Genomic DNA, 14,915 nt, shown 5'->3' with positions numbered 1-14,915 from the left:
ACCGCACATGCTGCCCACCGCAAGAAAACTGGTTTTTTCGGAAGTGCCCATCGTCGACCTGGGGCCGGCCTGGCGCGATGACGCCGGCCGCGCCGAGGTGGCCGACGCCATCGCCGCCGCCGCGGGAACCGTGGGCTTTTTCTACGTTCGCAATCACGGCCTGGCCGAACGGGACGTGCGCGACATCTTCCAGACCGCCGTGGATTTCCACAGCCTGCCCCTGGAAGCCAAGATGGAGGTTTCGCTCAAGCTCAACGACCATGCGCAGGGCTACCTGCACGGCATGACCAAGGGCAACGACGCAAACATCAGGGAGAACCTCCAGGAGGCGTTCCAGATCCGCCGCCCGCTGGCCGACGACGATCCCGACCTGCTGGCCGGCAAGCCCCTGCACGGACGGATTCCCTGGCCGCCGGCCATGCCGGACCTCAAGCCGCGCATGATGGCGTACTACGACAAGGTCAACGGCCTGGGCTATCGGCTGCTGGACCTGTTCGAGCTCAGCCTGGGCCTGGCGGCCGGCACGCTGAAGGCCAGCTTCGCCAAGGACATGAACTCGCTGCGCCTGCTGCACTATCCGCCGCAGCGCCCCGACGAGTCGGGCGAGCACCTGGGCGCGCGCGGCCATACCGACACCAACGCCTTCACCATTCTGGCGCAGGATGCGAACGGCGGACTGGAAGTGCGCAACCGCGACGGCGAGTGGGTGGCCGTGCCGCCGGTCGAGGGAACGCTGGTGGTCAACGTGGGCGAGGTGCTGAAGGTCTGGACCGACGGCGTGTTCACGTCGGCGGTGCACCGGGTGATCAACCGCTCGGGCAACGAGCGCTATTCCATTCCGTTCTTCATGTATCCCAGCTTCGACGCGTGGATCCAGCCGCTCATCCGCAACCCCGATCCGGCCAACGTGGCGCCAGAGGATCTGCCGACGTCGTTCCCGCGCGACCGGCCCTTCGTCTACGGCGAACTGAAGGCGCGCAACGTCGCGCGCATCATGCCGCAGAAGAGCGCGGCCTGACGCGCGGCGATCGATCATCGACGGACCTGGAGGGAAGGACATGGCGGCCTACGTCATCGGCGAGGTGAAGATTCTCAAGCCCTCGGAAATGGGCGAGTACGGCCGCATGGTGGCCGAGGCGGTGGCCGCGCATGGCGGGCGCTACCTGGCGCGCGGCGCCGAGCCCGTGGTCCTGGAAGGCGGGCCGGCCCATAACGTGCTGCTGATCGAGTTCCCGGACAAGGACGCGGCCCTGGCCTGGTACGCGTCGCCCGCCTACCAGGCGGCCAAGGCGCTGCGCGAGGGCAAGAGCAACCTGAGGCTGATCGTGATCTGAGGGCTCAGCGCGTGGAGGCGAGCGCCGTGGGATAGAGCTTGCGCAGGATCTGCTGGCAGGCGTCTTCCAGCACCTTCGTCAATTCCGCGATCGCGGGCTGCGGCTCGGCCTCCTGGCGGGCGCGCGCCCAGATGCGCTGCAGCGCGGCGTCGCGGGCCTGCACGACTTCGATGACCTCGTCGCGCCAGAATGCCGGCGCCTCGCCTTCGACGTAGTCGCCCCGGCCCCGGCCGAAGTGGATGATGGCGAGATAGCGCAGCAGGTCGGCCACCACCAGCGCGTGCAGGAATTCGTCGGTCAGGCGGGCCGTGGCGTGTTCGGTGCCCTTGGCCTTGTTGATGCCCCATGCCGCGCCCGCGAAAGTGGCCGCGCCGACGACGGCGCCCACCAGCATGCCGCCGCCCAGGGTCAGGCCGCCGGCCAGCAGGTCGGCCGACGCGCCGGTGGCGGCGCCCGACGCGATGGCGCCCAGCAGCCCGGCCTGCTTCACGTCGACGGGCGCGCTGAAGGCGAAGTTCTCGCGCAGCCGCTGGTTCAGCGGGGCCGCCGCGCTGCCCTGGAGTCCATGCAGCGCCAGCAGCCTGGCCGTGGTCTGGGCGCCGGCGCGCGACAGGCGCGTGGTGATGGCGGACATGGCCGCTTCCCGCGAGCTTTCCGACGCCGACCGGGCCAGGCCCAGGGTGCCCAGCGCCGACCGGATGGCCGAGGCATCGCCCACCGCTTCGGCGTCGCGGGCGGCCTCGACGATCTGGCGGGCGATCAGGTCCATGGATTGCTGGAAACGGTCGAGATTGCGCTTGTCCCAGGCCGCCGCCAGCCGGGCGCCGCCGGGCTGCGTGGCCGCCGGCAGGCAGGCGCGGATGGCGTCGAACAGCACGCGTTCGTGCACCCAGCTGCGGGCGAAGGCATCCAGCGGCACGACATCGCGCACCACGCCGCAGGGCCGCAGATGGTCCGTCCAGCGCGAGACGTCTTCCTGTTCGCGGGCGGGGGGGCGGGGCGGGCCCATCTGGTTGAGCAGCACCACCACGGGCTTGCCCAGCCACTGGAGGATCTGCATTTCGGGCGCGACGTAGCCCGCGTCCTGCGGATCCTCCGAGGCGTTGACGAGATACAGCACTACGTCCGCGTTGTCGCGCGCCGCCTGCAGCGCGCGCTGGCTGAGCCAGAAGGCGCGGTCGCTGACCCGGTCCCAGACCTCGGTCAGGAACCAGCCGACCGGGTTGCCCGCCATTCCGAGCCGCCTGGCCAGCCGCGCGGAATCGCCGAAGCCCGGCGTATCCCACAGGTACAGTTCGTCGCCGTCGGCGGTCGCGAGCAGGCGGTAGGCGTCGGCGGTCTGGGTGACGTGGGCCGCGTCGCGGACCTCGCCCACGTCCGCGCCCAGCAGGGTGCGGGCCAGCGTCGTCTTGCCGGCGTTGGTGTGGGAGACCAGGCAGAGCTGTATGCGGACGGGTTTGTCAGGCATCGGGAGGATGGAGCAGATCGACGAAGGTGACCGGCACCTTGTGCAGCGTGCCGAAATCCTGCCACAGGCGCCGGCGTTCTTCCAGGCGGCGGTCGGCGCCGGCCTGGCCGTCGAGGCGCGCAACATAGGCCGACTGGTCGACGGCCAGCACGATCTTGCCGGGCAGGGCGCGCGCCAGGTGATCGAGGAAGGCGCCGTGGTTCTCGGCCTCGGGCGTGGCCGACAGGTTTACCAGCGCTGCAGTGACGGTCGCGCCTTCGTCCGCCGCGTCCGGCGCGGGCATGTCCTGCGGGTCGGCGCCATAGTCCCAGCCGGGCATCACCGCGGCCTGGGCGGTGTCGCCCAGCATGGAGCGCGCCAGCGCCTGCAAGGCCTGGCCGCGCGCCGCGTCGACGGCGAAGCTGTAGGGAATGACGCGCAGGCGCAGCGGCACCGGGCTGAGCGAACCCAGCAGCTTGCGGTAGTAGGGCTGGCCCATGTCCAGCGGAAAGTCCGCGCGCAGGCGTGTCTCCTTCCAGCGCGCCGCGGCCGCCAGCGCCAGGCGGGGAATCACGACCACGATGGCCAGCAGCGCCGCGTACAGATGGACCCAGCGGGCGCCGCCCGGCACGAAGCCGGCGGCGTCGAATCGCAGCGCGGCGATTTCCGCCGGCGTGAAACCCGGCAGGCGGAACAGCCAGGTCGCCGGCGCGAACAGCACGCCCAGGATGGCGTGCACCTGGCCGGCATCGAGGAAGGTGCTTTCCCAGCCGACGCGGTATTCGACGGTCAGCCCACGTGCGTAGAGCGACAGGGCGACGCCTGCACCGAACAGCGCGGCGCAAAGATGAAGGATGCGCTTGCCGCGCGCCAGGTGCAGCGGCGCCGCCAGGCGCTGCCAGTCGAGCGCGAAGCGCGCCCCGGCGGCGGCCAGCGCGGGCGAGCCCCGGCGCCGGCGCCAGCCTTGCGGCAGCCAGGGCCGCGCGAACAGCGCCGCGCCCCGACGCCGCAGGGGCGGCACCGCGACGGAGACGGCCAGGAGCGCATACATCAGCAGGTTCCAGCCCAGCACGGCCAGCAGCGGTGGCGACAACAGGTCCATGCGGTGCGGGTTGGCGATGCGTTCGGTCAGCGCGCCGGCCAGGAAGGCCGCCAAGGGAAGCAGCCAGCCGGCCAGGGCGGCCAGGCGAGGAGGATGGCGCATGGCCTTGAGCGCCGGCGCGCGCCGTTCCAGCCCATCCAGCAGCAGGGCCGCGCGGGTTTGCAGGAAACTGCCGGCCGGGTCCCGTCCGGCGTCGCGGCCGCCTTGCAATCCGCACAGGTTGCGGGCGCTCAGGCTGGCCTCGCGGCGATCCTCGGCGCGCAGCAACTGGTGTTCGTCGTCGGTGGTTTCCAGGGCGTGGGCCAGCACCACGTCCCTGGCCGCTCGTTCGTCCATCGGCGTCCTGATCGGGTCTACAAGCCGACAGACTATATAGGAATCGGCGCCCGGGGGCAGTGCGGGCCTTAGTGCGACGTGTCCGCGGCGGACATCGTCTGGGCCTTGCGCCGGGGCGGCCGGTCCAGCGCCGCGCGCAGGGAGGCGTACTCCTGATCGATGCGCGTCAGCCGCGTCTGCCGCGCGGCCTCGTCGGTCCAGCTGCCCTGCAGCGCGCTTTGCCGGTCGAAGCGGTACACCAGGCCGGCATTGTCCAGCAGCGCGGCGTCGCCCGCGGGCTCGAACCCGGCAAGATCGTGCCGGGCCAACTGTTCCTGGCCCGGACGAGTCTGTTCCAATGAAGTCAGGTGGGCGGCCAGGCGCGCCCGCACGGATTCCGGCAGCGCGCGCCGGGCCACGACCAGCGGCGCGGGCAGCGGATCCGATCGCCACAGCATGGCCAGCCGGCCGTACTCCATCGGAAAACGTTCCTTGAAGCGCGCCAGGTCGGAGCCGGTGGTCAGGCCCACGTCCGCTTCGCCGTTGGCGACCGCCAGCGCATTGGTCTGGTGGCTGCCCTGGACCTCGGCCGCGAAGAAGGCTTCCATGCGCAACCCGCGCGGCAGGAACAACTGAAGCTGCGGGACCAGATAGCCCGAGAAGGAGCGCGCCTCGCCCCGCGCCAGGCGCCACTTGGCCGACAGGGCCAGCATCTGGTCCAGCGTGGCGGGCGCGGCGCCGCGGCGGGCGATGAGGACGGTGCGATGACGGTCGGAGTCGGCGGGCAGGCCGCGGGCGATCACCGTCATGCCATAGCGGGTGACGGCGTCGATGGCCAACTGGCCCGACAGCACCGCCAGGTCGATGTCGCCCCGCCGCAGGGCCGCGGCCATGGCGTCATAGGAGGTCGGCGCGAGCAGCCGGGCCGGCTGGCCGAGCGCCCGCGACAGGTCCGCGACCAGAGGGGCCCAGTCGTTGCGCGTTTCCAGCGGGCCTTCGACCGGCAGTACGCCCAGCCGGAGCGATTGGCCATGGACGGCGGAAGCAGCGGCCACCAGCCCCAGCGCCGCCAGGCGCAGCAGGGCGGGCGCCACGGACCGGGAAGGGCGCCGCGGCGGACGGCGAAAAACAGGCATGGGCGCGTCCTGATGAATCGGATCTGTGCTTATGGATTTATTTTTGGTATCTTGTTTTCCGTAATTGGATTCTTTTTTCATGTCCATTGCAAGGCGCGTCACAATATTTCCCTTCGAGCCCTTCCTGCCCATGCCCCTGCAAGCTCCCGGCCCGGCCGACCCGGTATTGGAGTTGCTGCTTTCGCGGCTGCGCCTGCACGACACCGTCACCACGCCGTACTACATCCAGCTGCAGCGCCAGATCCAGGCGCTGATCGACGGCGGCGAACTGCGCCCCGGCCACGGGCTGCCGTCCGAGCGTGTGCTGGCCCAGGCGCTGAACCTCAGCCGCACGACCATCAAGCGTTGCTACGACGCCCTGCGGGATACTCAGGCGGTGGCCAGTTCGCAGGGGCGCGGCGGCACCGTGGTAAAGGCCGCCCCCCGCGTATCGCCGGCCATGCAGCGGCTCAAGGGGTTCACCGAGGAAATGCGGGAGCTGGGGCTGGTTCCCTCGACCCGGGTGCTGGCGCGCGCCGTGGTCCAGGACCGCATGGTGGCGTCGATCTTCGGGCGGCCCTCGAATGCCGAGTTCCTGAAGCTGGTGCGGGTGCGCCTGGCCGACGACGCGCCCATGTCGCGCGAGGTCGCGTGGTACGACCTGGCCGTCGCGCCCGGGCTGGCGGCATGGGATGGCAAGGGGTCGGCGTACGCCCACCTGCGCGAACACTGCGGCATCGAACTGGCCTGGGCCGACCAGTCGGTCGAGGCCGTGTTCAGCTCGCCGGAAGAAGGCGAGGTCTTCGGCTTCGCGCAGCCCGGGCCTTGCCTGCTGCTGAAGCGGCGATCCCATTCGGCCCAGGACGTCCTGGTCGAATACGTGGAAGGCACGTTCCGCGGCGACGCCTACGTCTACCGGCTCAAGCTCCGGTCCTGAGCATCGCGCGCAGCCCGTCGCGGTCCGGCAGCGAGGCCAGGATGCCGGGATGCGCGATCGACCACGCGGCGCAGGCGCCGGCCGTCTCCAGCGCGGCCGCCATGCTTCGTCCGCCGGCCAGCGCCCGGCACAGGCCGGCGCTGAAGGCATCGCCCGCGCCTATGGTCTTGACTATGCGGGTGGGAATGGGCGCGGCCACGTGGTGTGCGCCGTCGCGGCTCCACGCCGCGCTGCCCTGGTCGCCCAGCGTGACCACCAGCCAGTTTCCCGGCCAGCGCCGCCAGAGCGCGGGCAGGGCGGACGCGATCGCGCGCAGCCGCTGGTCCCGGCCGGCCGGCAAGGCGCATTCCAGCAGGGCCTGCGCTTCGCCTGCGTTGACGACCAGCACGTCGGTGCAGGCCAGGACGTCGTCCGGCAACGCCTGCCAGGGCGACGGATTGAGCACGGCCAGAACGCCGTGCGCGCGCGCCCGCGCCAGCGCGGCGCGCACCGTGTCGAGCGGGACTTCGAGCTGGGCGTAGAGCAGCGCGGCCGACGCGATGTCTTCTTCCGCCGCGGCGATCTGGTCCGGTCCCAGTGCCTCGTTGGCACCGGGGTGCACGACGATCTGGTTGTCGCCGTCGGCGCCGATGAATCCCGCGCCGTGGCCCGAGGGCTGGCCGCAGCGCAGGATCCGGCGGGTGTCCAGTCCTTCGCCGTGCAGCCATGACAGCAGGCTATCGGCCGGGGCGTCGTTGCCGATCGCCATCAACAGGTCGACCCGGGCGCCCAGCCGGTGGCATCCCACCGCCACGGCCAGCCCCTTGCCCGCCGCCTCGGCGACGAAGCCGCGGGCCCGCAGCGTTTCGCCCGGCCGGGGCAGCCGATCCACGCTCCAGCAGCAGGCCTGCATGAAGCTGCCCAGGACGGCGATGCGCGGCGGCGTGGCGGACATGGCAGGGTCCTCGTGTCGCGGGTGGCCTTTCATGGTCGAGCAAACCCTTCCTGCGCCGGCGAGCGCCTTGCATTACGACTTCGTAATGGTCTTTGGCGCCCGAATCGCGCGTATGACGGGCGTGAGCGCCAAATGGCCCCTTTCCGGATAGTAACCGTCCAGGCGGCCACGGCGGGGGGGCCGACACTAGACTGGAAGCTCTCAATAGGAGGACTCGCCATGGCTACATTTCTGGTCTTTATCGGCATCATCGCGGCAACGGTGGCCGTCATATACATCCTGGTCAAGCTCCTGATGATGTTCAACGGCGGGGACAAGAATGAAGAGACCCCGCAGGATGTCGCTTCCTCCGATCACCATCACGGCAAGGTGGAAACGGTCCGGAAATAGCCGTGGGCCACGCGCGGCCTCACGGGTCCGAAAACTCGTCGAAGATGAGGCCGCGCAGCCACTGGTTGGACGGCTCGCGGTGGAACTTCGCGTGCCAGAATAGATTGATGCCGATCCGGGGCAGCGCCACCGGATGGTTCACCGCGGTCAGGTTGAAGGGCTCCAGGCACTCGTTCGCGTAGCGCTCGGGCACGGTGGCGATCATGTCGGTCGATCGCAGGATGTGGCCGATCGCCACGAAGTGCGGCACGGTCAGGCGCACCTTGCGCTGCACGCCTTTCTTCTTCATGAATTCGTCGACGATGCCATGCCCGGTGCCGGCCGACACCGCCACCACGTGGTCGGCCTTGCGGAACGCATCCAGCGTGAGCTTGCGGCCGTCCAGTTCGTGGCCGCGCCGGAACATGCAGACGTACTTCTGCGTGAACAGCCGGCGCTGGAAGAAGCCGGCGTTGAGCTGCGGCAGCAGCCCGATGGCCAGGTCCACGTGGCCGGCTTCCATTTCATCCCTGAGGTTGACCGTGGTGTTGCGCACCGTGTTGATCGACACGCCGGGCGCGATCCGGGCGGCGGCCTCCATCAGCCTGGGCAGGAAATAGATCTCGCCTATGTCGGTCATGCCCACCGTGAAGGTGCGGTTGCTGCTGGCCGGATCGAAGCTGCTGCGGAAATTCAGCGTGTCCTGGATGGTGCCGAGCGCGTAGGCGATCGGCTCGGCCAGCTGCCGCGCGTAGGGCGTGGGCTCCATGCCGCGGGTGGTACGCAGGAACAGGTCATCGCCCAGCAGCTTGCGCAGCCGGTTGAGCGCGTTGCTGACCGCCGGCTGCGTCAACCCGAGCTTCTGGGCCGCGCCGGATACCTTGCGTTCCATCAGCATCTGGTTGAAGACGACCAGCAGGTTCAGGTCGATGTCTTTCAGTTCCATGGGCGTCACCATTCACGTTGGTGATTGAGTCTATTCACGATATTCTATATATAAATAATCCGCCCGTTCCTATACTTTCGTCGACGAATACAACTACTCCAAGACGCGAGACACACATGGAATTGGTCGTTCAGCCCATGGGCCGCTCGCTGGCGGTGGAGCCGGGCGCGAACCTGCTGCAGACGCTGCGCAGCAACGACGTGCCGGTGTCCTACAGCTGCATGGCCGGCCGTTGCGGCACCTGCCGATGCAAGGTGCTGGACGGCGGCGTGCTGGAGTCGGGCCGCGAGGCCAAGCTCACCAACCCGCATGACGGCCGCTACGTGCTCGCCTGCATGAGCGTGCTGACGGACAACTGCACCATCGAGATCCCCGAGGTCGACGAACTGGTGGTGCACCCGGCCAGGGTGCTCAAGGCTTCGGTGGCCAGCATCGAGGCCGTCACCCACGACATTCGCCGCGTGGTGCTGCAATCGTCCAAGACGCTGGAGTTCTCGCCCGGCCAGTACGCGACGCTGCAATTCACCCCCGAGCACATCCGGCCGTATTCGATGGCCTGCCTGAGCGGCAACGAGCTGGAGTTCCACGTGCGCGTGGTGCCCGAGGGGCGCGTCTCGGGCTACATCGACACCCGATTGAAGGTGGGCGACCAGGTGCGCGTCAGCGGCCCGCTGGGCACGGCCTACCTGCGCCGCAAGCACACCGGTCCGATACTGTGCGTGGCCGGCGGGACCGGGCTGGCGCCCGTGCTGTCCATCGTGCGCGGCGCGCTCGAGGCGGGCATGCGCAACGACATCCACCTGTACTTCGGCGTGCGTTCCGAACAGGACGTCTACGGCAAATCCTGGCTCGACGCGCTGGCGGCCCGGCACGACAATCTGCGCGTGCACATCGTCGTGGCGGCCGGGGCCGAACTGCCGGGACATCGCAGCGGCCTGGTGACGGACGCGGTCGACGCCGACTGGGCCGGCCTGGCGGGCTGGCGCGCCTACCTGTGCGGGGCGCCGCCCATGGTCGACGCCGCCGCCCTGGTGCTGGCGCGCAAGGGCCTGTCCGCCGACCACGTCTACGCCGACGCTTTCTACGCAAGCAGCGATTGACCGCGCCCGCGCGCGATCCCAACCATCACGACAAGGAGGCAAGCATGGGCGAAACCACCGTTTTCCCGCGCGAACTCGAATGGAAGGACAGCGGTTCCAGCCGCATCCCGTTCTGGGCCTATACCGACGAGTCGCTCTACAAGAAGGAGCTGGAGCGCTTCTTCTATTCGGGCCATTGGAATTACGTCGGCCTGGAGGCCGAGATCCCCAACCCGGGCGACTTCAAGCGCACCGTGGTGGGCGAGCGCTCGGTCATCATGACCCGCGCCGAGGACGAGACCATCCATGTGATCGAGAACGTCTGCGCGCACCGGGGCATGCAGTTCTGCCGCGAACGCAGCGGCAACCGCAAGGAACTCGTCTGTCCCTATCACCAGTGGAACTACACGCTGAAAGGCGACCTGCAGGGCGTGCCGTTCCGGCGCGGCGTCAAGCAGGGCGGCAAGGTCAACGGCGGCATGCCGGCCGACTTCAAGACCGCGGACAACAACCTGAACAAGCTCAAGGTCGCCACCCGCGGGGGCGTCGTGTTCGCCTCGTTCGACCATGACGTGCCGTCGTTGGAGGAGTTCCTGGGGCCGGTCATCCTGGGCTATTTCGACCGCCTGTTCAACGGCCGCAAGCTCAAGCTGCTGGGCTACAACCGCCAGCGCATCCCGGGCAACTGGAAGCTGATGCAGGAGAACATCAAGGACCCGTACCATCCGGGCCTGCTGCACACCTGGTTCATCACCTACGGCCTCTGGCGCGCGGACAACAAGTCCGAGCTGAAGATGGACGAGCGGTTCCGCCACGCCGCCATGATCTCCACGCGCGGCTCGGCGGGCGTGAAGTCCGAGGTTACCGCCGGCGTGACCAGCTTCAAGGAAACGATGGAGATCAACGACAAGCGCCTGCTCGACATCGTGCACGAGCCGTGGTGGGGCGAACCCACCGCCGTGATGATGACGATCTTTCCCAGCGTGATCTTCCAGCAACAGGTCAACAGCGTGTCCACGCGGCACATCCAGCCGAACGGCCATGGTTCGTTCGATTTCGTCTGGACGCATTTCGCCTTCGAGGACGATACGCCGGAGATGATCCAGCGCCGCCTGGTCCAGGCCAACCTGTTCGGCCCGGCGGGATTCGTCTCGGCCGACGACGGCGAGGTCATCGAGTTTTCGCAAAGCGGTTTCGAGCAGAAGCCCTACCACCGCGCCCTGGCGGAACTGGGAGGGACAGCGGTCGAGAACACGGACCACATGGTGACCGAGACGCTGATCCGCGGCATGTACGAGTACTGGCGAAAAGTGATGGACGTCTGAGGGCCTGGAGAAACGAACATGAACGATGTGCAGACCTATCTGGAAGTGGCCCGCCTGCATGCCGACTACGCGGCGGTCGTGGATAGCCGCCAATGGGAGGCGTGGCCCGACTTCTTCCTGGACGAATGCGAGTACAAGATCCAGCCGCGCGAGAACTTCGATCGCGGGCTGCCGCTGGCCACGCTCTACCTGATCAGCAAGGGCATGCTCAAGGACCGCGTGTACGGCATCAGCGAGACCCTGTTCCACGATCCCTATTACCAGCGGCACGTGTGCGGCCTGCCCCGCGTCCTGAAGGACGAGGATGGCGAGTTGCACGTGGAGGCCAACTACGCCGTCTTCCGTACCAAGCTGACCGGCGAGTCCACGGTCTTCAACGTGGGCCGCTACATCGACCGCATCCGGCGCACCCCCGAGGGGCTGAAGTTCGCGTCGCGCGTGTGCGTGTTCGATACCGAGATGATTCCCAATTCCCTGATCTATCCGATTTGAGGTGACCATGGCTGACTGGACCGATGTGGCGGCGACGGATGACGTGCCGGAAGACGACGTGATCGGCGTGCAGGCGGCGGGCAAGGACCTGGCGCTGTACAGCGTGGAAGGAGAGTTCTACGCTACCGACAACATCTGTACGCACGGCCACGCGCGCCTGTGCGATGGCTTCCTGGAAGGCGCGGAGATCGAATGCCCGCTGCACCAGGGCCGCTTCGACGTGCGCAGCGGCAAGGCGATGTGCGCGCCGTTGACCGAAGACATCAAGACCTACCCCCTCAAGGTCGAGGGCGGACGCATCTGGCTGCAACTGGCCTAGAAACTCGCGACAAGGAGACATGCATGCAGGAGCCTGACCAGGCGGGCCGCCCGCTACGGGCGTACACCGATCCGGCGTACCGGCCGCTGTGCGCGACGCTGGCCGAGGTCCGCGCCAACATCGACCGGCTCGACGACCAGATCGTGGCGCTGCTGGCGCAGCGCGCCATGTACGTGAAGGACGCCGCGCGCTTCAAGAAGGACGCCTTCCAGGTCAGCGCCCCGGCGCGTCAGGCCGAGGTGTTCGCCAAGGTGCGCGCGCTGGCCACCCGCCACAATCGGGGGTTCGAAGGCCTGGAGGACGTGGTGGATGCCGGCTACCGCGCGCTGGTGGTCGCGTTCATCGCCGTCGAACAGAAGTATCACGACAGAATGACCAGCACGGAGGACGGACATGCATAAGGAATGGAAACGCGCCGCGGCGCGAGGAGTGATGGCCGCGCTGGTGGCCTGCGCGCTGCCGCTCGCGGCCCAGGCGCAGGCCTGGCCGGCCCATCCGCTGAAACTTATCGTGCCGTTCGGGCCCGGTTCCAGCCCCGACCAGGTCGCGCGCGTGGTGGGCGACCGCCTGGGGGGGCTGCTGGGCCAGACCGTGGTGGTCGAGAACCGTCCTGGCGCCAGCGGCAACATCGGTACCAATGCCATTGCCAAGGCGCCGCCGGACGGCTACACCTTCGGCGTGTCGATTACCGGCCCGTTGGTCAACAACACGGTGCTGTTCGACTCGCTGCCCTACGATCCCGCCAAGGACGTTGCACCGCTGACACTGGCGGTGCACCAGCCCAACGTGCTCGTGGTGCCGACCGCGTCGGGCATCGCGAACGTGGCGCAATTGCTGGACACGCTCAAGAAGAATCCGGACAAGTACAACTTTCCGTCCACCGGCGCCGGCACGGTATCGCACCTGTCGGTGGAGCTGATGCTGCAGCAGATCGGCGCCAAGGCCGTGCATGCACCGTATCCGTCGTCCCCCGCCGCGCTGACCTCGCTGCTGTCCGGCGACACCCAGTTCGCGGCACTGCCGCCCATCGCCGTCATGCCCATGGTGAAGGACGGCCGGCTCAAGGCCCTGGCCGTGACTTCGTCCAAGCGTTCGGCGCTGCTGCCCGACATCCCGACCCTGGGCGAGGCCGGCGTGCCCGGCATCGAGGGTTCGGCCTGGATAGGCTTCGTGATTTCGTCCAAGGTGCCGGCCGACATCCAGAAGAAGCTGTCGGATGCGCTGATTACCGCGTTGAAGGACCCCGAGGTCGGCAAGAAGCTCGAGACGCAATACATGGAGCCGGCCGCCACAACGCCGCAGGCGTTCCGCCGCTACATGGACGACGAGCTCAAGCGCTGGGCGCCGTTGATCAGGAAGCTGGGGTTGAAGGGGCAATAGACGGGAATCCTGCCCAGACTGGCGGGCATGCTGCAAAATAGGAGCCGATACCCCGCAAGCCGGCCTGTCGCGCTTGCGGGGGAAGATCAGGATGGCTCATTGCATATGAAGAACGAAACTGGAACGAAGCGCAAGCCGCGGGCCGAGCCGGAGAAGGCGGCGGCCCCGAAGCCGAGCCGTCGGGCGGCCTCGGCGCGAGGCGTCAAGACCGACCTGCAGCGGGCCGATTGGGTGCGCGCAGGCCTGCGTGTGCTGGCGCAATCCGGGGTGGACGCCGTGTTGATCCCGCGCCTGGCCACGGACCTGGGAGTGACCAAGGGCAGCTTTTATTGGCATTTCGAATCGCGCGACGACCTGCTGCTCGCGCTGATCGAGGAGTGGAAGCAGCACGCCACGCTGCGCGTGATCGAGATCGTCGAAAGCGCGTCTACGTCCCCGCAGGAAAAAATCCGCCTGATCGCCTTCATCGGCACCAACTCGCCCATCGACGAATTCGGCGGTGCCATCGAACTGGCCGTGCGCAACTGGGCCCGGACGAATCCCGCCGTGCGCAGCGCCGTGGCCGACGTCGACCAGCAGCGGCTGACCTACCTGACCAGCTTATATGCCGAGATGGGCGCCAAGGTCGATCCGGAACTGCTGGCCTGCCTGCACTATAGTTTTTCCACGGGCCTGCGCCTGATCTTCGCCTACCCCGAGAAGCAGAAACTGGCGATGCGGCAGGCCGCGCTCGACACCATTTTCTTCCCTTCGCCCGTCAAGTAGCCCGCCCGGCCAAGCGTTCGAGATCCGCCAGGGCCTGGACATATTCGGCCGCCAGTCCATCGACGATGGCGGCGGTGGAGGCGATGCCGGTGACTGCGCCCACGCCCTGGCCGGCGCTCCAGACGTCGCGCCATGCCTTGGCCTCGCCGCTGTCCGCCCGCTTGCCGAATGAAAAACTGCGGCGTTCGCGGGACGCCAGCGTGCCGATGTCGACTCCCGCCGCCTCGAAACTGCGGACGAGGTAGTTGGCGGGCAGCCCCGTGACCGCATCGCTGCAGACGATGTCGGCCGCCGTCGCATCTACCACCATGTTCTTGTAAGACGCCTGGGCGTTGGCCTCGTGCGAGGCGATGAAGCGCGTGCCGATGTAGGCCAGGTCGGCCCCCATTGCCTGTGCGGCCAGCACCTGGCGGCCTTCGGCGATGCACCCCGACAGCACGATGAGTCCATCGAAGAAACGCCTCGCTTCGGCGGTGAACGCCATCGGGTTGATGCTGCCGGTGTGTCCGCCTGCGCCCGCGCAAACGAGGACGAGGCCATCGACGCCGGCATCGACGGCCTTGCGAGCATGGCGCAGCGTCGAGACGTCGTGCAGCACGATGCCACCGTAGGCGTGTACGCGGTCGACCACTTCACCGGGGGGATTCAGGCTGGTGATGACGATGGGCGATTCGTGTTCGCAGACGATCTCCAGGTCGTGGGCCAGGCGTGGATTGCTCGGATGGACGATGAGATTGACCGCGTAGGGGGCGGCGGGCCATGGCGGCGAGCCGCGGTTCCATTCATCTATCTGCGCCTGCACATGGGAGAGCCAGAGCGACAGCTCGCTTTCCGGGCGCGCGTTCAAGGATGGGAAGGCTCCGATGATGCCCGCCTTGCATTGCTCCGCCACCAGTTCCTTCGACGAGACGATGAACATGGGTGAGCCCATCGCGGGGATGCGCAGGCGCCATGGATGAGCAACGCGGTGCGATCGCGGACGAGGCGTGTTCAAGGGTTTCTCCCAGGGTTGACGGTCATGGGGGCGTTCAATAGAGTAGCTTCCATACCGACCAG

General features: G+C 68.2%; 17 protein-coding genes. 11 read left to right on the top strand and 6 right to left on the bottom strand.

Annotated elements, in window-relative coordinates; all coding sequences use genetic code 11:
* The first annotated feature begins 7 nt into the window (after positions 1–7).
* On the top strand, positions 8–1,018 hold the full coding sequence (locus tag EV675_RS00525) for an isopenicillin N synthase family dioxygenase (protein ID WP_165404352.1): 1,011 nt from the start codon (positions 8–10) through the stop codon (positions 1,016–1,018).
* A 40-nt stretch (positions 1,019–1,058) separates the two neighbouring features.
* Positions 1,059–1,334 (top strand): DUF1330 domain-containing protein, encoded by a 276-nt coding sequence (locus EV675_RS00520; RefSeq protein WP_130355494.1) that lies wholly within the window; start codon positions 1,059–1,061, stop codon positions 1,332–1,334.
* 4 nt (positions 1,335–1,338) lie between these two features.
* Here EV675_RS00520 and EV675_RS00515 read toward each other — a convergent pair whose 3' ends face one another.
* From EV675_RS00515 to EV675_RS00505, 3 genes are all read right to left on the bottom strand, one after another.
* Positions 1,339–2,802 carry a GTPase domain-containing protein gene (locus EV675_RS00515; RefSeq protein ID WP_130355493.1) on the bottom strand — a complete coding sequence of 488 codons (1,464 nt, stop codon included), beginning with the start codon at positions 2,800–2,802 and terminating at the stop codon, positions 1,339–1,341.
* The gene (locus tag EV675_RS00510) at positions 2,795–4,219 is read right to left on the bottom strand and encodes a DUF2868 domain-containing protein (protein ID WP_130355492.1); all 1,425 of its coding nucleotides are present in this window, start codon (positions 4,217–4,219) and stop codon (positions 2,795–2,797) included. The genes EV675_RS00515 and EV675_RS00510 overlap by 8 nt, the downstream gene beginning before the upstream one ends.
* A gap of 68 nt (positions 4,220–4,287) precedes the next feature.
* Positions 4,288–5,334 (bottom strand): phosphate/phosphite/phosphonate ABC transporter substrate-binding protein, encoded by a 1,047-nt coding sequence (locus tag EV675_RS00505; protein ID WP_165404351.1) that lies wholly within the window; start codon positions 5,332–5,334, stop codon positions 4,288–4,290.
* A 79-nt stretch (positions 5,335–5,413) separates the two neighbouring features.
* On the opposite strand from EV675_RS00505, the gene EV675_RS00500 reads away from it, so the two are divergent.
* Positions 5,414–6,250: a GntR family transcriptional regulator gene (locus tag EV675_RS00500; RefSeq protein ID WP_242621290.1), complete on the top strand. Its 837-nt coding sequence runs from the start codon at positions 5,414–5,416 to the stop codon at positions 6,248–6,250.
* Here the strand turns inward: EV675_RS00500 and EV675_RS00495 are convergent.
* Positions 6,234–7,184 carry a ribokinase gene (locus EV675_RS00495; protein WP_165404350.1) on the bottom strand — a complete coding sequence of 317 codons (951 nt, stop codon included), beginning with the start codon at positions 7,182–7,184 and terminating at the stop codon, positions 6,234–6,236. The two genes, EV675_RS00500 and EV675_RS00495, sit on opposite strands and share 17 nt — an antisense overlap.
* Positions 7,185–7,403: 219 nt before the next feature.
* Between EV675_RS00495 and EV675_RS29650 the strand changes: the two genes are divergently transcribed.
* Positions 7,404–7,574 carry a hypothetical protein gene (locus EV675_RS29650; RefSeq protein ID WP_165404349.1) on the top strand — a complete coding sequence of 57 codons (171 nt, stop codon included), beginning with the start codon at positions 7,404–7,406 and terminating at the stop codon, positions 7,572–7,574.
* Between the two features lie 19 nt (positions 7,575–7,593).
* Here the strand turns inward: EV675_RS29650 and EV675_RS00490 are convergent, their stop codons facing one another.
* Positions 7,594–8,499: a LysR family transcriptional regulator gene (locus tag EV675_RS00490; RefSeq protein WP_130355488.1), complete on the bottom strand. Its 906-nt coding sequence runs from the start codon at positions 8,497–8,499 to the stop codon at positions 7,594–7,596.
* A gap of 116 nt (positions 8,500–8,615) precedes the next feature.
* Here EV675_RS00490 and EV675_RS00485 point away from each other — a divergent pair, with 116 nt between their 5' ends.
* From EV675_RS00485 to EV675_RS00455, 7 genes are all read left to right on the top strand, one after another.
* Entirely contained in the window at positions 8,616–9,599 is a 984-nt protein-coding gene (locus EV675_RS00485) for a 2Fe-2S iron-sulfur cluster-binding protein (protein ID WP_130355487.1), read from the top strand.
* Positions 9,600–9,643: 44 nt separating this feature from the next.
* Positions 9,644–10,903 carry an aromatic ring-hydroxylating dioxygenase subunit alpha gene (locus EV675_RS00480; RefSeq protein WP_130355486.1) on the top strand — a complete coding sequence of 420 codons (1,260 nt, stop codon included), beginning with the start codon at positions 9,644–9,646 and terminating at the stop codon, positions 10,901–10,903.
* 18 nt (positions 10,904–10,921) lie between these two features.
* The gene (locus EV675_RS00475) at positions 10,922–11,395 is read left to right on the top strand and encodes an aromatic-ring-hydroxylating dioxygenase subunit beta (protein WP_130355485.1); all 474 of its coding nucleotides are present in this window, start codon (positions 10,922–10,924) and stop codon (positions 11,393–11,395) included.
* A 7-nt stretch (positions 11,396–11,402) separates the two neighbouring features.
* Positions 11,403–11,714, top strand: coding sequence for a non-heme iron oxygenase ferredoxin subunit (locus EV675_RS00470; protein ID WP_130355484.1), 312 nt, complete (start codon positions 11,403–11,405; stop codon positions 11,712–11,714).
* Between the two features lie 23 nt (positions 11,715–11,737).
* On the top strand, positions 11,738–12,115 hold the full coding sequence (locus tag EV675_RS00465) for a chorismate mutase (protein ID WP_130355483.1): 378 nt from the start codon (positions 11,738–11,740) through the stop codon (positions 12,113–12,115).
* Positions 12,108–13,094: a Bug family tripartite tricarboxylate transporter substrate binding protein gene (locus tag EV675_RS00460; protein WP_130355482.1), complete on the top strand. Its 987-nt coding sequence runs from the start codon at positions 12,108–12,110 to the stop codon at positions 13,092–13,094. Before EV675_RS00465 ends, EV675_RS00460 begins: the two co-directional genes overlap by 8 nt.
* A gap of 105 nt (positions 13,095–13,199) precedes the next feature.
* Positions 13,200–13,859, top strand: a complete 660-nt coding sequence (locus EV675_RS00455; protein ID WP_165404347.1) for a TetR/AcrR family transcriptional regulator — start codon at positions 13,200–13,202, stop codon at positions 13,857–13,859.
* Here the strand turns inward: EV675_RS00455 and EV675_RS00450 are convergent.
* Entirely contained in the window at positions 13,852–14,790 is a 939-nt protein-coding gene (locus EV675_RS00450; RefSeq protein WP_130357856.1) for an NAD(P)H-dependent flavin oxidoreductase, read from the bottom strand. The two genes, EV675_RS00455 and EV675_RS00450, sit on opposite strands and share 8 nt — an antisense overlap.
* Positions 14,791–14,915: the final 125 nt, after the last annotated feature.

It is taken from the genome of Pigmentiphaga kullae (assembly GCF_004216695.1).
In the GTDB taxonomy this organism is placed as follows: domain Bacteria; phylum Pseudomonadota; class Gammaproteobacteria; order Burkholderiales; family Burkholderiaceae_B; genus Pigmentiphaga; species Pigmentiphaga kullae.
This window is presented reverse-complemented; position numbering and strand designations above follow the sequence as displayed.

Bases quoted from the DNA above. Each gene is read 5' to 3' on its own strand.
- EV675_RS00525 (WP_165404352.1), top strand. From the start codon at position 8: ATGCTGCCCACCGCAAGAAAACTGGTTTTTTCGGAAGTGCCCATCGTC.
- EV675_RS00520 (WP_130355494.1), top strand. From the start codon at position 1,059: ATGGCGGCCTACGTCATCGGCGAGGTGAAGATTCTCAAGCCCTCGGAA.
- EV675_RS00515 (WP_130355493.1), bottom strand. From the start codon at position 2,802: ATGCCTGACAAACCCGTCCGCATACAGCTCTGCCTGGTCTCCCACACC.
- EV675_RS00510 (WP_130355492.1), bottom strand. From the start codon at position 4,219: ATGGACGAACGAGCGGCCAGGGACGTGGTGCTGGCCCACGCCCTGGAA.
- EV675_RS00505 (WP_165404351.1), bottom strand. From the start codon at position 5,334: ATGCCTGTTTTTCGCCGTCCGCCGCGGCGCCCTTCCCGGTCCGTGGCG.
- EV675_RS00500 (WP_242621290.1), top strand. From the start codon at position 5,414: ATGTCCATTGCAAGGCGCGTCACAATATTTCCCTTCGAGCCCTTCCTG.
- EV675_RS00495 (WP_165404350.1), bottom strand. From the start codon at position 7,184: ATGTCCGCCACGCCGCCGCGCATCGCCGTCCTGGGCAGCTTCATGCAG.
- EV675_RS29650 (WP_165404349.1), top strand. From the start codon at position 7,404: ATGGCTACATTTCTGGTCTTTATCGGCATCATCGCGGCAACGGTGGCC.
- EV675_RS00490 (WP_130355488.1), bottom strand. From the start codon at position 8,499: ATGGAACTGAAAGACATCGACCTGAACCTGCTGGTCGTCTTCAACCAG.
- EV675_RS00485 (WP_130355487.1), top strand. From the start codon at position 8,616: ATGGAATTGGTCGTTCAGCCCATGGGCCGCTCGCTGGCGGTGGAGCCG.
- EV675_RS00480 (WP_130355486.1), top strand. From the start codon at position 9,644: ATGGGCGAAACCACCGTTTTCCCGCGCGAACTCGAATGGAAGGACAGC.
- EV675_RS00475 (WP_130355485.1), top strand. From the start codon at position 10,922: ATGAACGATGTGCAGACCTATCTGGAAGTGGCCCGCCTGCATGCCGAC.
- EV675_RS00470 (WP_130355484.1), top strand. From the start codon at position 11,403: ATGGCTGACTGGACCGATGTGGCGGCGACGGATGACGTGCCGGAAGAC.
- EV675_RS00465 (WP_130355483.1), top strand. From the start codon at position 11,738: ATGCAGGAGCCTGACCAGGCGGGCCGCCCGCTACGGGCGTACACCGAT.
- EV675_RS00460 (WP_130355482.1), top strand. From the start codon at position 12,108: ATGCATAAGGAATGGAAACGCGCCGCGGCGCGAGGAGTGATGGCCGCG.
- EV675_RS00455 (WP_165404347.1), top strand. From the start codon at position 13,200: ATGAAGAACGAAACTGGAACGAAGCGCAAGCCGCGGGCCGAGCCGGAG.
- EV675_RS00450 (WP_130357856.1), bottom strand. From the start codon at position 14,790: ATGGGCTCACCCATGTTCATCGTCTCGTCGAAGGAACTGGTGGCGGAG.